The 14,356-nt window shown below is 68.9% G+C and carries 15 protein-coding genes; 10 read left to right on the top strand and 5 right to left on the bottom strand.

The annotated features are described in order from the left end of the window. Positions 1-180 precede the first annotated feature (180 nt). The 8 genes from rpmH (at position 181) to NQV15_RS18055 (ending at position 4,986) form a co-directional block, all read left to right on the top strand. The gene (gene rpmH / locus NQV15_RS18090; RefSeq protein WP_056210619.1) at positions 181-318 is read left to right on the top strand and encodes a 50S ribosomal protein L34; all 138 of its coding nucleotides are present in this window, start codon (positions 181-183) and stop codon (positions 316-318) included. Beyond that, a complete protein-coding gene (gene rnpA / locus NQV15_RS18085; RefSeq protein ID WP_257125071.1) occupies positions 257-658 on the top strand; it encodes a ribonuclease P protein component in 402 nt (133 codons plus the stop codon). Before rpmH ends, rnpA begins: the two co-directional genes overlap by 62 nt. Beyond that, positions 655-897: a membrane protein insertion efficiency factor YidD gene (yidD, locus tag NQV15_RS18080; RefSeq protein WP_232402483.1), complete on the top strand. Its 243-nt coding sequence runs from the start codon at positions 655-657 to the stop codon at positions 895-897. Before rnpA ends, yidD begins: the two co-directional genes overlap by 4 nt. Continuing rightward, complete coding sequence (gene yidC / locus NQV15_RS18075) at positions 882-1,961, top strand: membrane protein insertase YidC (RefSeq protein ID WP_232402481.1); 1,080 nt, start codon at positions 882-884, stop codon at positions 1,959-1,961. Before yidD ends, yidC begins: the two co-directional genes overlap by 16 nt. Then, a complete protein-coding gene (locus NQV15_RS18070) occupies positions 1,958-2,434 on the top strand; it encodes a Jag family protein (RefSeq protein ID WP_232402480.1) in 477 nt (158 codons plus the stop codon). Before yidC ends, NQV15_RS18070 begins: the two co-directional genes overlap by 4 nt. Before the next feature lie 80 nt (positions 2,435-2,514). Next, positions 2,515-3,090, top strand: a complete 576-nt coding sequence (gene rsmG, locus NQV15_RS18065; protein WP_232402478.1) for a 16S rRNA (guanine(527)-N(7))-methyltransferase RsmG — start codon at positions 2,515-2,517, stop codon at positions 3,088-3,090. Between the two features lie 34 nt (positions 3,091-3,124). Continuing rightward, positions 3,125-4,093 carry a ParA family protein gene (locus NQV15_RS18060; RefSeq protein WP_232402469.1) on the top strand — a complete coding sequence of 323 codons (969 nt, stop codon included), beginning with the start codon at positions 3,125-3,127 and terminating at the stop codon, positions 4,091-4,093. Next, complete coding sequence (locus NQV15_RS18055; protein ID WP_232402459.1) at positions 4,090-4,986, top strand: ParB/RepB/Spo0J family partition protein; 897 nt, start codon at positions 4,090-4,092, stop codon at positions 4,984-4,986. Before NQV15_RS18060 ends, NQV15_RS18055 begins: the two co-directional genes overlap by 4 nt. A 129-nt stretch (positions 4,987-5,115) precedes the next feature. Here the strand turns inward: NQV15_RS18055 and trxA are convergent, their stop codons facing one another. The 5 genes from trxA to NQV15_RS18030 all read right to left on the bottom strand — a co-directional run bounded on the left by trxA (position 5,116) and on the right by NQV15_RS18030 (position 11,900). Then, on the bottom strand, positions 5,116-5,448 hold the full coding sequence (gene trxA, locus NQV15_RS18050; RefSeq protein WP_232402457.1) for a thioredoxin: 333 nt from the start codon (positions 5,446-5,448) through the stop codon (positions 5,116-5,118). Positions 5,449-5,496: 48 nt separating this feature from the next. Then, positions 5,497-6,480 carry a thioredoxin-disulfide reductase gene (gene trxB / locus NQV15_RS18045; protein ID WP_232402455.1) on the bottom strand — a complete coding sequence of 328 codons (984 nt, stop codon included), beginning with the start codon at positions 6,478-6,480 and terminating at the stop codon, positions 5,497-5,499. 76 nt (positions 6,481-6,556) lie between these two features. Then, positions 6,557-8,125 carry a protein kinase family protein gene (locus tag NQV15_RS18040; protein ID WP_232402453.1) on the bottom strand — a complete coding sequence of 523 codons (1,569 nt, stop codon included), beginning with the start codon at positions 8,123-8,125 and terminating at the stop codon, positions 6,557-6,559. Between the two features lie 69 nt (positions 8,126-8,194). Continuing rightward, positions 8,195-9,847, bottom strand: a complete 1,653-nt coding sequence (gene murJ / locus NQV15_RS18035) for a murein biosynthesis integral membrane protein MurJ (RefSeq protein WP_232402452.1) — start codon at positions 9,845-9,847, stop codon at positions 8,195-8,197. After that, a complete protein-coding gene (locus NQV15_RS18030; protein ID WP_232402450.1) occupies positions 9,840-11,900 on the bottom strand; it encodes a DUF6049 family protein in 2,061 nt (686 codons plus the stop codon). Before NQV15_RS18030 ends, murJ begins: the two co-directional genes overlap by 8 nt. Before the next feature lie 53 nt (positions 11,901-11,953). Between NQV15_RS18030 and NQV15_RS18025 the strand changes: the two genes are divergently transcribed. Both NQV15_RS18025 and NQV15_RS18020 read left to right on the top strand, forming a co-directional pair. Next, a complete protein-coding gene (locus NQV15_RS18025) occupies positions 11,954-13,384 on the top strand; it encodes a CCA tRNA nucleotidyltransferase (RefSeq protein WP_232402447.1) in 1,431 nt (476 codons plus the stop codon). A gap of 47 nt (positions 13,385-13,431) precedes the next feature. Further along, positions 13,432-14,355, top strand: coding sequence for a DUF808 domain-containing protein (locus tag NQV15_RS18020; protein ID WP_232402445.1), 924 nt, complete (start codon positions 13,432-13,434; stop codon positions 14,353-14,355). Position 14,356: the final 1 nt, after the last annotated feature.

Genomic DNA, 14,356 nt, shown 5'->3' with positions numbered 1-14,356 from the left:
CGATGCGGCGTATGGGGTCAGTTTGACCCCGGTCAAGCGCCCCCGTACCGTTGTCTAGTCGTCCCAGAACGACTTCCGCCGCGTGCCCGCGATCACTGATCGTTCGTGGGCGAGCGGTGGCCGTCGAACGGCCGAATCCACGTGAATCCGTGAGACACCACACATCAGAAGGACTGCATCGTGAGCAAGCGTACTTTCCAGCCGAACAACCGTCGTCGTGCCAAGAAGCACGGCTTCCGCCTGCGCATGCGCACCCGTGCCGGCCGCGCGATCCTCGCGGACCGTCGGCGCAAGGGTCGCGCCAAGCTGTCTGCCTGATCCGTTGCTCGCGCGCGGTCAACGCATGCGCAACGGGGAGGACTTCCGGCACACGATCCGTCGTGGAGCCAGAGGAGCTCAGCCCACCCTCGTCACCCATGTCGTTCCAGGAACCGGCGGACACACGTCCGTCGGTTTCGTCGTGAGCAAGGCAGTGGGTTCGGCGGCGCAGCGCAATCGCGTCAAGCGCCAGCTGCGACACCTGATGCGTGCTCGGGTCGACGCCCTTCCGGGCGGGTCCCGGGTGGTCGTCCGAGCGCTTCCCTCCTCGCAGGGAGCCGACTCGTCGACGCTCGCCGAGCACCTGGATGCGGCACTGGCCCGTTCGGGCGTTCGATGAAGCACATCTTGATCTGGTTGCTGAAGGCGTATCGATTCGCCATCAGCCCGTTGTACGGCCAGGTGTGCCGCTACCATCCGACCTGCTCGGCCTACGCTTTGCAGGCCGTGGAGACTCATGGGGCGGTGCGCGGTACCTGGCTTGCTGGTCGTCGCGTCCTGCGATGCCATCCGTGGAGTGCCGGCGGCTACGACCCGGTTCCGCAGTCACACAGAGGAGAACAATGTTCGGCTTCCTAGGCGACATCGGCGGCGCGATCATGACGCCGCTGTACTACGCCGTGTCCGGGATCCTGCTGGTCTGGCACCGCTTGTTCGAGGCTATCGGGCTCTCCGGTGACTCCGGATGGACGTGGGTCCTGTCGATCATCGGTCTCACCGTGACGATCCGTACCCTGCTGATCCCGCTGTTCGTCAAGCAGATCAAGTCCAGCCGCAACATGCAGCTGCTCCAGCCGCAGATCAAGGCGCTTCAGCAGAAGTACAAGCACGACCGGGAGCGGCTGACCCAGGAACAGATGAAGCTGTGGAAGGAGACGGGCACCAACCCGTTCGCCTCGTGCCTGCCGCTGATCCTGCAGATGCCGATCTTCTTCGCGTTGTTCCGGGTCATCGACCAGGCGGCTCGCAACGGCGCCGAGGGAGCCCGGGGCTTCATGACAGCGGAGAACGCCGAGCAGCTGCAGGGCGCCAAGCTCCTGGGTGCGCAGATCGCGGACACCTTCTTGAAGAGCGATGCGGTCGAGACCAAGATCCTGACGATGTCGTTGGTCCTCATCATGTGTGCGACGCAGTTCACGACCCAGCGCCAGTTGATGAGCAAGAACATGCCGGCCGACGCGATGACCGGTCAGTACGCCCAGCAGCAGAAGCTCCTGCTGTACATCCTGCCGGTCGTCTTCGCGGTCGGTGGCGTGGCGTTCCCCCTGGGCGTGCTGTTCTACTGGACCACCTCGAACTTCTGGACCATGGGTCAGCAGTTCTACGTCATCCGCAACAACCCGGCGCCCGGGACCCCTGCCTTCAAGGCCAAGCAGGAGCGCGACAAGAAGCACGGCAAGACGCCTGCCGAGGACCCGCACACGGTGGTCATCGAGCAGCCCAAGCCGGCTCCGCGCGCGCAGCCGAAGAACCAGCCCCGCAGCCAGCGCAAGAAGCCGACTCCCCCGCAGAAGCCCGCCCCCAAGGCGGCCGCGAAGAAGCCGGCTCCCAAGCAGCCGAAGAAGAAGCCGGACATCACCGCGCGTCAGCCCGGACCGGTCAAGCCCACGAAGAACGATCCGAAGCGAGGCGACAAGTCATGAGTGACGCTGAGAAGCTCGAGAACGAGGGTGACATCGCCGCGGACTTCCTCGAGGGCCTGCTCGACATCGCCGATCTGGACGGCGACATCGACATGGACGTCGACGGCGATCGCGCTGCGGTGGAGATCGTGGGCGGCACTGGCGCCCTGGACCACCTCGTGGGTCGCGACGGCGATGTGCTGGACGCTCTGCAGGAGCTGACCCGGCTGGCCGTGTACCGCGAGACCGGCGAGCGCAGCCGCCTGATGCTCGACGTGGCCGGCTTCCGCGCCGCGCGTCGCACCGAGCTCGTGGCGGTCGCCGAGGCCGCCATCGAGAAGGTCAAGGCCGGCGAGCCGTCTGTCTCCCTGGACCCTATGACGCCCTTCGAGCGCAAGGTCGTCCACGACGCCGTGGCCGCTGCGGGTCTCGGGAGCTCCTCGGATGGCACCGAGCCGCACCGGTACGTCGTGGTCCACACGGCAGCGGAGTAGACGTCTCGATGTCCGACTCTCCCGCGTCACCCGACGCCGGCGATGTTTCACGTGAAACACCCCCGCCGCACGCGGCGGGGGTGTTCTCGTCTCGCCTCGACCTGGCGGAGCGCTACGCCGACATCCTGGCCACCGACGGTGTCGTCCGTGGACTGATCGGCCCACGGGAGGTCCCCCGTATCTGGGACCGACACATCATGAACTCGGCCGTCGTTGTGCCGCGCATTCCGGCCGGCGCCACGGTTGCCGACATCGGCACCGGTGCAGGACTGCCCGGACTCGTGTGGGCCATCGCCCGTCCCGACCTCACGGTGACCCTGGTCGAGCCGTTGCTGCGCCGCACCACGTTCCTGGAAGAGGCCGTGACGTCACTCGGCCTCGACAACGTCCGCGTGCTGCGCAGTCGCGCCGAGGACGTGCACGAGACCTTCGACGTGGTGACCGCCCGTGCGGTGGCGGCGCTCGACAAGCTCGGTCGGTGGTGCATGCCACTGGTGTCTCCCGGGGGAGTGCTGCTCGCCTTGAAGGGCCGGAGTGCCGCCGACGAGATCGAGGCGGCCACGCCAACCCTTCGACGTCTCGGCGCAACGTCTATCGTGGTGGCGACGTACGAGAACGGAGACGTCCCGACCACGGTGGTCGAGGTCACCAAGTGAGCCATGTTTCACGTGAAACCATGAAGGGGATTGCATGAGCGATCAGCAGCACCCACGGCGCACACCACCCACCGCCGCATCCACCTACGCCGTCCCGGTTCCGTCCAATGACGAGTCCACGCCACTGGCCGCAGCGGCTGCCGAGCACGTCTCGCTGCTGCAGCGGGCCAGTGAGGTCTCCCGGTTCGAGCGTCCCGTGAACACCCGAGTGTTCGTCGTGGCGAACCAGAAGGGTGGGGTCGGCAAGACGACGACCACGGTCAACATCGCCGCAGCACTGGCACTCAAGGGCCTGCGGGTGCTGGTGGTGGACCTGGATCCCCAGGGAAACACCTCGACCGCGCTCAACATCCCCCATGCCGAGGGCACGCCCGGTGTGTACGAGGCGATCGTCGACGGTACCGATCTGGCCGAGCTGGTCAAGCCGTGCCCGGACATCCCCGGCCTGACGGTGCTGCCCGCGACGATCGACCTGGCGGGCGCCGAGATCGAGCTGGTGTCACTGGTGGCGCGTGAGTCGCGCCTCGACCGCGCACTGCAGAGCTACCTGAAGGAGCGTGCGGAAGCAGGGGACCGCTTCGACTACGTGCTGATCGACTGCCCGCCGTCGCTGGGGCTGCTGACCGTGAATGCCATGGTGGCCGGCCGGGAGGTGCTGATCCCGATCCAGTGCGAGTACTACGCGCTCGAGGGCCTGGGGCAGCTGATCCGCAACATCGACCTGATCCGGGCGCACCTGAACCCCAAGCTGGAGATCACCACGATCCTGCTGACGATGTACGACGGTCGGACGCGCCTGTCCGCCGGTGTGGCGGAGGAGGTGCGCTCGCACTTCGGCGACAAGGTCATCTCGACGCCGATTCCGCGCTCGGTGCGCATCTCCGAGGCGCCGAGCTATCACCAGTCGGTCGTGACCTACGACCGGACATCGTCCGGAGCACTGTCGTACCTGGAGGCGGCCCGCGAGATCGCGATGGCCGGGAGCAGAGGGAGCAACCGATGAGTGCACGTCGTGGCCTGGGACGGGGACTGGAGTCCCTGATCCCGTCGAGCCCGGCCGAGGCCCAGGCCTCCGGCCTCCAGGAGATCCAGGGCGCCCGGTTCGCCGAGATCCCCCTCGACCAGATCGTGGCGAACCCGCGTCAGCCGCGTCAGGTCTTCGACGAGGACCACATGGCCGAGCTGGTCCACTCCATCAAGGAGGTGGGACTGCTCCAGCCGGTCGTCGTGCGCGAGGTCGCCAAGGACCGCTACGAGCTCATCATGGGGGAGCGACGCTGGCGCGCCAGCGGCAAGGCCGGGCTCGCCACGATCGGGGCGATCGTCCGCGACACGTCCGACGAGGACCTGCTGCGCGACGCCCTCCTGGAGAACCTGCACCGCTCGCAGCTGAACCCGCTGGAAGAGGCATCGGCCTACCAGCAGCTGCTGGAGGACTTCGGCTGCACCCACGAGGAGCTCGCCGATCGGATCGGTCGCTCGCGTCCCCAGATCAGCAACACGCTGCGGCTGCTCAAGCTGACCCCCACGGTCCAGCGCCGGGTCGCCGCCGGTGTGCTGTCGGCCGGACATGCCCGCGCCCTGGTCAGTGTCGCCGATCCCGAGATCCAGGACCGGTTGGCCATGCGGGTCGTCGCCGAAGGGCTGTCAGTGCGTGCCCTGGAGGAGATCGTCGCGGCCGGTGCGGACGGCACCAAGCGTCCCGCTGCGCGTTCCACGGCCCGGGCGTCGTCGCCGCGACTGGCGGATCTGGCCTCGCGACTGTCCGAGGCCTACGACACCCGGGTGAAGGTCGACCTCGGCCGCTCGAAGGGAAAGATCACCGTGGAGTTCGCCACGATCGACGATCTCGAGCGCATCGTGACGATGATGGATCCGAACAGACAAGGCGACTAACCGATAAGGCGACTTAACCGATAAGGCGACTTGACGATAAGTCGACAAACCGCCTTGGTTACAAGGCTCTTTGGATATGAAAAGGCCCGGCACCCCAAGGGATGCCGGGCCTTTTCGTTGCCGCTGGTGTCAGCCGGCGTACTCGTTCAGGTCGTTCAGGATCGCGCTCTTGGGCCGCACGCCGACGATCGACTTCACGACCTCACCCTTGTAGTACAGGTTCATGGTCGGCAGGCCCGTCACGCGATACTGCGCCGGGGTCACCGGGTTGGCGTCCGCGTCCATCTTCAAGATGGTCAGCTTCTCGCCCTTCTCGGCCGCGATCTCCTCGAGGATGGGAGCGAGCTGACGGCACGGGCCGCACCAGCTGGCCCAGAAGTCGACCAGCACGGGGCCGTCGGCCTTGAGCACGAGCTCGTCGAAGTTGGCGTCGGTCACGGCGCCGAGAGTGGATTCAGCCATGGTGTTCTCCTTGAGGTCTGTGAATGGTTGAACGTCTGGGTGGGACGGTTATTCCGCCCACTGCGCCATGGCGACATCCGTGGCAGGCTCACCGGCCGAGTCCTGGTCGGCGAGGTACCGCTCGGCGTCCAGGGCTGCGGAGCATCCGGTGCCCGCGGCGGTGATGGCCTGGCGGTAGGTGTGGTCGACCAGGTCGCCGGCCGCGAACACGCCGGGGACGTTGGTGGCGGTGCTGCCGGGCTTGACCAGGACATAGCCCTCGTCATCGAGGTCGACCTGACCGGTCAGCAGCTCCGAGCGCGGATCGTGGCCGATCGCGATGAACAGCCCGGTCGCGTCGAGGCGGCGGGTCTCGCCCGTGACGGTGTCACGCAGCGTCAGCGCCTCGAGCTTGTCCTCGCCGATGATCTCGGCGACCTCGGAGTTCCAGGCGATCTCGATCTTGTCATTGGCCAGCGTGCGGTCCTGCATGATCTTGGAGCCACGCAGCTCGTCGCGGCGGTGGACCAGGGTGACCTTCGAGGCGAAGCGGGTCAGGAAGTTCGCCTCCTCCAGCGCAGAGTCACCGCCACCGACGACCACGATGTTCTGCTCACGGAAGAAGAAGCCGTCACACGTGGCACACCACGACACACCGTGGCCGGACAGGCGGTCCTCGCCGTCGAGGCCGAGCTTGCGGTAGCCCGAGCCCATGGCCAGCACGACGGCCTTGGCGCGGTGCGTCGTCCCGTCGTCGAGACGGACGGTCTTGATGTCACCGGTCAGCTCGACCGACGTGACGTCGTCGGCGACCAGCTCGGCGCCGAAGCGCTCGGCCTGGGCGCGGAGCTTGTCCATCAGCTCGGGGCCCATGATGCCATCGGGGTAGCCGGGGAAGTTCTCCACGTCCGTGGTGTTCATCAGCGCGCCACCGGCGGTCACGGAACCCTCGAAGACCAGCGGGTTGAGGTTGGCACGGGCCGCGTAGATGGCCGCCGTGTAGCCCGACGGACCGGAGCCGATGATGATGAGGTTACGAACGTCGTCGCTCATGAAAACCCTTCTGGTCGATGTGCTGACATCAACCGATTCTAGGTGCCCGGCATTCCCGGACGGACCCCCGACGCCCTCAGGAGCGACCACGGATCACGACATCGCGGATCTCGCCGCGGAACGAGCCGGGTTCGACCTCCGGGAGGGAGGTCAGCCAGATCACCACGTACCGCGTGAGGATGCCCGACCGCAACGAGATGCTGGCATCGGACCCGGCACCCTCGACAGTTGCCACGGTGGACAGGTCGCCCCGGGACCGCGGCGTCTTGTCCATGCTTTCGGGCGCCGCGTAGATCACCAGGCTGGTGGGGGCGCCGGACAGCCGCAGGCGCACCGAGTCGACCTCGCGCACGCCGCCGAGATCCAGCACGATGCCCACCCCGTCCTTGAGCCCGCCCAGGGCGGCCGATCCCAGGTAGGTGGACGTCCGCCAACCCGTCTCCGGCAGGCCGTCGATGGCGAACGTGGTGTCCGCGCGGTTCTCCTGGCCGTCCTCACCCTGCGGGTCGAAGTCCGTCGCGCGCTGGATCGGGAGGACCCGCAGCGGCGAGGAGTCGTTCACGGCATCAGAGGAGTGCTGGCCGGCCCGGCTCGCCAGGACGCCGATGAGCGTCATGATCACGAGGGCGCCGACCACGCCCAGCAGGATCAGGCCGCGATCCCCACGGGCTGCACCCTTGGCCCGCTCCTTGCCACGCTCGAACGTCGTGGGCGGTGCCGGCTCGTAGGCCTTGGGCCGGCGCCGCGGGGGCTCGAGGCCCGGCGGCGGTCCGCCCGGCACGATCACCGGGTCCAGGCGCAGCAGGTCCGGTGACGATATCCCGGCCAGGCTCGGCTGGTCGTCCAGGACGTCCTCGTCCTCGCCGGTCAGCCGCAGCGTCCGTCCGATGTCGGCGGCCTTGCGCAGCGGAGTCGCGTGGTGCCGCGGCGGTGACCCGAGGATGCGGTCGGCCACCTGGTCCAGATCGCGCGAGACACCGGCCCGGACCTGACGCGGCCGCAGCAGCCTGTCGTGCTCGGTGGGTGCGGCCAGCAGCCCGTCGACGTCGCCGCCGGGCCAACGGCTCGTGACGCAGGCGTACAGCAGCTTGCCCAGTGCCTCGACATCGAGCTGCTCATAGGCCTGCAGGTCCGACAAGGTGTCCTGGCGACCCACCGGGGCGAGGGCGGTCGCGACCCCGAGCCCGACGACCCGCACGGCGCCGGACTGCTTGAGCAGCACCTGGCGAGGAGTCAGCCGCCGGTGGTAGGTGCCGTGCTCGTGCGCGTGGGCGATCGCCTCGGCGACCTCGGCCACCACGGTCGCGGCGCGCCGGTTGGGCAGTGACGACTGCGCGAGCAGCTGGTCCAGGCCGAAGGCCCGTGCCCACTCGCGGATCACCAGATGGTGTCCGCGCTCGTTCTCGACGAGGTCCAGGACGCGCAGGAACCGAGGATCGGTGACTGCGGTGGACTCCCGTGCGGCCCGCAGGAAGTGCTCCGCGCGCGGATCCCGGCTGGAGATGACCTCGATGCCGACGTTGCGGTTCAGGATCTGGTCGTGGGCCCGCCAGGTGGTGGAGCCGTGACGCTCGCTGATGAGCTCCTGGAGCCGGTAACGACGGGCCAGGACGTCACCGGAGGCCAGTGTCCGCCTCTCGCTCATCGTCCGCCCCTCGTCAACCGCCGTGCTGCGTGGTTGCCATGTTAGTTGGGGCGGCGCGGGGCGGCCGGATCAACCTCGGCGGAGCAGCGACCTCACGAGGTGGTCGAGCTCCTTGAGACCGACGACCCGTGAAGCAGCGACATAGGTCACGGCCCCGGCCAGACCCGCCACGAGCGTGGTGATCAGGCCGCCGAGCGCCCGCGCCGGCTCGACTCCGGCGGCGTCCAGACCGTTGGCGACGCCGAGCGTCACGAAGGCGGTCAGCAGCACGGCCACCGTCATGCGGCGGATGAAGAAGCGCATCTCCCGGTCCACGATCGGCCCGATCGCCCGCGACAGCAGCGTGACGGACAAGAAGGCGCCGATGAGATAGGCGATGCCGTACGCCAGCGCCAGCATCATCGCGACCCGGTTGGGATCGACCAGCTGGACCAGCACGACTGCCACGGCGATGTTCACGGCGGCGATGACGAGCTGGATGAACAGCGGGGTCCGGTTGTCCTCGTTGGCGTAGAAGCCGCGCAGCATCATGTAGTGGATCGTGAAGGTCACGCTGGCCAGGGCGAAGGCCTGGATCGTGTAGCCGATGGCCATGGTGCTGCCGCCGAGTGCGCCGAAGCCGCCGGCGATGGCCGCGGCCGGTTGGCCCAGGCACGCCAGGGCCACCGCGATCGGCACCACGATGACCAGCGCGATGCGCACCGTGCGACCCAGCTCGAGCCGGAACCGGTCGTAGCGGCGTTCGGCAGCCAGAGCAGCCAGTGTCGGGAGGATCGCGGTGGCCAGCGACACGGTGATGACGCCGTGCGGCAGCTGGCTGATGAGGTAGCCGAGCCCGTAGACGGTCGAGCCGGCGCCCTTCTCGCCGTCGGTCGCCCCGCCGAGCGTCGCGCCGGTGGCCAGTCGGTTGATGACGATGAAGGCGATCTGGTTGACCACGATGAACATCAGCGTCCACACGGCCAGCCGCATCGTGTGGCCGAGCCCGACGCCCCGGAAGTCGAACCGCGGGCGGTAGCGGAATCCGGCACGGCGCAGGAACGGCACCAGCACGAGTGCCTGCAGCACGATGGCGAGCGTCGACCCGGCACCCAGCAGGACCGCCTCGGTGGTCGTGAACCCGTCGACCCCGTTGCTCGTGCCGAAGATGAAGGCGTAGGCGATCACGACGCAGCAGGCCACGACGTTGTTGACGATCGGCGCCCACATCATGGGGCCGAACCGTTTGCGGGCGTTCAGGATCTGGCCGACCAGGACGAACACGCCGTAGAAGAACACCTGCGGCAGGCACAGCAGCATCAGGAGATGGGCGGAGTCGCGCTGCGCCGAGAGTTCCGATTCGAACAGCTGCGGGTCGAACACGATCCGCAGCAGCAGCGGCGTCAACACCATCAGCAGCAGGGTCCCGACCCCGAGCACGAGCACGCCTAGGGTGATGACCCGGTTCGCGTACGCGTCGCCGCCGTCGGGGTCGTTCTTCATCGCCCGGACGAGCTGGGGCACCAGGACAACGTTGAAGATGCCGCCGGCGAGCAGGATGTACAGCGTGTTGGGGATCGTGTTCGCGATGTCGAACAGGTCGCCGTTGAGCTGGGTGCCGATGACCAGGGCCAGCAGGCCGGCCCGCAGGAAGCCGGTGATGCGCGAGACGATCGTCCCCAGCGCCATCCAGGCGCTGGCCCGGGCGACGGTCTGCTGGGTGCTGTCGGTCGACTCAGTCATCGTCGTCCGCCGGCTGCTCGGTGGAGGTGCTGCTGCGGCGTCGGATGAACCGGCGGCCGAGGGCCACCAGGACGAACACCCCGGCAGCGCCCATCGCGATCCACAGCACCGTGCTGATGCTGCTCGACCGGACCTTGAACGTCGTGGTGTCCCCGACGGGCTGTCCGTCGCGGGCCGTCAGGCGCGCGGTCAGGAAGGTCGCGCGCTGGCTGCCCAGGTCGACCTGCACCGTCAGCGTCCGGCGCTCGCCTGCCGCGATGGCGACCGGCTCGACCGCGGGGATCGAGAGGGCAGGATTGCTGGACTCCAGGTCGACCCCGATGCGGATCGCCTCATCCGTCTCGTTGCGGATGGTCAGCGGGAAGCCGCCCTTGGAGCTGGACAGGGTGACCGAGGAGGGTGCCTCGATCGAGATCTTGTCGAGCAATGCTCCCGTGGTGCGCGCCCGGGCCCGTGCGACGTCCAGCCCTTCGGTGCGCCGCAGGCGCCAGCGCACCGCCAGCGCCTCGGCGGCGTCCCGCTCGACGGCGGTGTCGACGGCCGCGCTGTCGGAGAGGATCGCGCTCAGCAGTCGGCCCTTCGTCACGATCTCGTTCGCGGCGCGCAGCTGCCGGGACGAGAGCGGGCGGGCCTTGGCCCGGGTGGGCACACCTCCCTCGTACGCCGGCAGCGCACGGGTCAGCTGCGAGTCCAGGTTCGTGGGCTGCGCGAACGGCGCCGCGAAGGCCGTGGCGAGCTCGCCGGCGCTCCAATCGCTGCCCGGATCCCACTGCGGATCGACCAGCACGACGGCATCGGCCTGTGACTGCGGGTCGAGGGAGCGTTCCAGCACCGCCAGGGAGGCCTGGCTGAGCAGGCGCTGGCGCAGGGCGACGACGGAGTCCTCGCCGGGGGTGTCGCCGGAGTCGATGTCGTCGACCACCAGCGGCACCGGTCCGCTGGGGCTCTCGTACTTGACCAGGGTGCCGAGCCGCTGCTCCCAGCCCGGCAGCGAGCGGGGCGTCACGATGACCGGGCTGTCGCCGTTGCCGCGCAGCTTGCCCAGCAGGGTGCGGGTCACGCCGTCACGCGTCGGCCAGGACACCCGCCGGCCGCTGATCTGGTAGGTGGTCAGGGCCTGCTCGGTCGCCCGGTCGATCGTCTCCTGGAGGGGCTCGCGCAGGGCCGGGTTGTCGGCCAGCGCCAGGACGTCCGGGCGGTCGAAGTCCAGGATCCACGGGCTGCGCAAGCGGGTGAACACCAACAGATCGGTCAGGAACGTCTCCGCGGCCGCCTTCTGCTCCTCGGTGATCTCGATGTCCCGGTCCACGTGGCGGCCGTGGGCCACGTCGTCCACCCCGACCAGCAGGGCCGGGTCGATCACGACCGTGGCCCCGTCGGCCGGGGTGCTGGCAGCCAGGTCGAGCAGGTTGCGCAGGCGGCCTCCGGGTCCCACGGCGGCGAGCAGGCCCTCCGGATCGACGTAGTGGCCGCGGACGTCACGCCAGTCGGGCATCAGGAAGGGCCACACGATCGATGTCGGCACGGGCTCGCGGGCCGATGACACCAGCGGCAGGAAGGTCGTCGCGCGGGCGACCGCGTTCTGGCTGCGGCTGCCGTCCTCGTCGGTCGCCAGGATCTGCACGCCCACGGGGTAGACGCCTTCCGCGCCGCTGATCCCGAGCTGCTCGTACGGGACCTCGATGCTGAAGTCCACGGACTGGCCGGGTGCGAGGTCGCCGAGCTCGTCGAACGCGCCGACCTCGACGACTCGCTCACCGGTGTAGGAGCTGCCATTGCTCATGGCCCGGTTGATCTGGGCACGGGTCGTGAACGGGGACGCCGGGATCACCAGATAGGCCTGCGCGGCGGTCCAGCTGTGCTGGTCGGCATTCGTGACCGTTCCGGTCATCGTCACGTCGCGGCCCGGTGCCAGAAGAGTCGGATCGAGCGTGCGGATCGCGACCCGCAGGTCGGGATCATCGTCGGCCGCGGTGGCCGGCACACCGCCGACGAGCGCCGCGAGGGTCGTCACGAGCAGCGCGACGAGGATCGTGGACCGGCGGCTGCTCACCCGGACATGCTAGACGTAGGGGCCCGACGGCCCGCCCGATAGAGTGTCTCCCTGTGCCCCCGACCTCGCTGACCCCCGACCGTCGGGCCAGGATCGACGCCGAGCTCGACGCCAACCCGTTCCTGGCCGAGGTCGGTGCGCTGTTCGAGGCCGCCGGTCATGAGCTGGCCATCGTGGGTGGACCGGTCCGTGACGCCGTCCTCGGACGCCCGGGCAACGACTGGGACTTCACGACCTCCGCACGTCCCGAGCAGATCGAGAGCATCGCCGCCTCCTGGGCCGACGCGATCTGGGACATCGGCCGCGAGTTCGGCACGATCGGGCTGCGCAAGGGCGATCACCAGCTGGAGATCACCACCTACCGCACCGATGCCTACGACGAGGCGTCCCGCAAGCCGGAGGTCCGGTTCGGCGACACCCTCGACGGTGATCTCTCGCGGCGTGACTTCGCGGTCAACGCGATGGCGATCCGGTTGCCGTCGCGGGAGTTCGTCGACCTGTTCGGCGGCCTCGCCGACATCGACGCCCAGGTGCTGCGCACGCCCGTCACCCCCGAGCAGTCGTTCAGCGACGATCCGCTGCGGATGATGCGCGCCGCCCGGTTCGCCGCCCAGCTGGGCTTCACCGCCGCGCCGGAGGTCGTCGCCGCGATGACCCGGATGGCGGAGCGCCTCGAGATCGTCTCGGCCGAGCGCATCCGCGACGAGCTCGACAAGCTGCTGCTCAGCGACCGTCCCGTCGATGGTCTGCGGCTCCTGGTCGAGACCGGCCTGGCCGAGCAGATGCTGCCCGAGCTGCCGGCCCTGATCCTGGAGCGCGACGAGCACCACCGCCACAAGGACGTCTACGAGCACTCCCTGATCGTGCTGGAGCAGGCGATCGCCCTGGAGGACCGGCTGGAGACGGCGCCGGACCTGGTGATCCGGCTCGCCGCGCTGCTGCACGACATCGGCAAGCCGCGCACGCGACGCTTCGTCGAGGGCGGGACGGTGACGTTCCACCACCACGACGTCGTCGGTGCCAAGATGGCGCGCAAGCGGCTCAAGGCCCTGCGCTACAGCAATGACGTCATCGACCAGGTCGCCACGCTGATCGAGCTGCACCTGCGGTTCCACGGCTACGGCTCCGGCGAGTGGACCGACTCGGCCGTGCGGCGGTACGTCCGTGACGCCGGGGACCAGCTCGAGCGGCTGCACATCCTGACCCGCGCCGACTGCACGACCCGCAACCAGCGCAAGGCGCTGCGGCTGCAGCGGACCTATGACGAGCTGGAGCACCGCATCGCCGTCCTCGCCGAGCAGGAGGAGCTCGGCTCCATCCGGCCCGATCTCGACGGTGCCCAGATCATGTCGATCCTGGGCATCGAGCCCGGTCCCGAGGTCGGCGAGGCCTACCGGTTCCTGCTGGACCTGCGGATGGACCGCGGACCGCTCAGCGAGGCCGACGCCACCGAGGCGCTGCTCGCCTTCTGGGCCGCGCGCTAGTAGCCACGCCCTACTCTTGATCTCATGAATCTCGTGGGAGCCGCCTGATGGCCGGCGGACTGGTCGCCCTGCTCGACGACATCGCGGCGATGGCCAAGCTCGCGGCCGCCTCGGTCGACGACATCGGTGCCGCAGCGGCCCGGGCCAGCGCGAAGTCGGCGGGCGTCGTGATCGACGACACCGCGGTCACCCCGCAGTACGTCCAGGGCTTCAACCCCTCGCGGGAGCTGCCCGTCATCAAGCGCATCGCGATCGGGTCGCTGCGCAACAAGCTGCTGATCATCCTGCCGCTGGCGCTGCTGTTCAGCCAGTTCGTGCCCTGGCTGCTCACGCCGATCCTGATGGTCGGCGGGACGTACCTGGCCTTCGAGGGGGCCGAGAAGATCTGGGAGAAGTTCGGCCCGGGCCACCACGAGGAGCCGGTCGAGCCGGTCGCCGCGGGTGGGGCCGACCACGAGGACGCGATGGCCGCCGGCGCCATCCGCACCGACCTGATCCTGTCGGCCGAGATCATGGTGCTGGCCCTCAACGAGGTCGCTGACGAGCCCTTCCTGTCCCGCGCGGCGATCCTGATCGTGGTGGCGTTCTTGATCACGATCCTCGTGTACGGCGTGGTCGGCCTGATCGTGAAGATGGACGACATCGGGCTGCACCTGGCCGAGCGGTCGTCGAAGATCTCGCAGAAGGTGGGCCGCGGTCTGGTGCGGGGCATGCCGATCTTCCTGCGCGTGCTGTCCAGCGTCGGTATCGTCGCGATGCTGTGGGTCGGTGGCCACATCCTGCTGGTGGGCGTCGACGATCTCGGCTGGCACTGGCCGTACGAGCACGTCCACCACTGGGAGGAAGACGCCGGCGGCGGGGCGGTCGGCTGGCTGGTCAACACCGGTGCCTCGGCGGTCATCGGTGCCGTGGTCGGCGCGATCGTCGTCGCGATCATGCACCTCGTCCCGCGTCGCTCCAAGAAGCACTGAC

Origin of the sequence: Aeromicrobium wangtongii, assembly GCF_024584515.1 — a bacterium.
GTDB lineage: Bacteria > Actinomycetota > Actinomycetes > Propionibacteriales > Nocardioidaceae > Aeromicrobium > Aeromicrobium wangtongii.
This window is presented reverse-complemented; position numbering and strand designations above follow the sequence as displayed.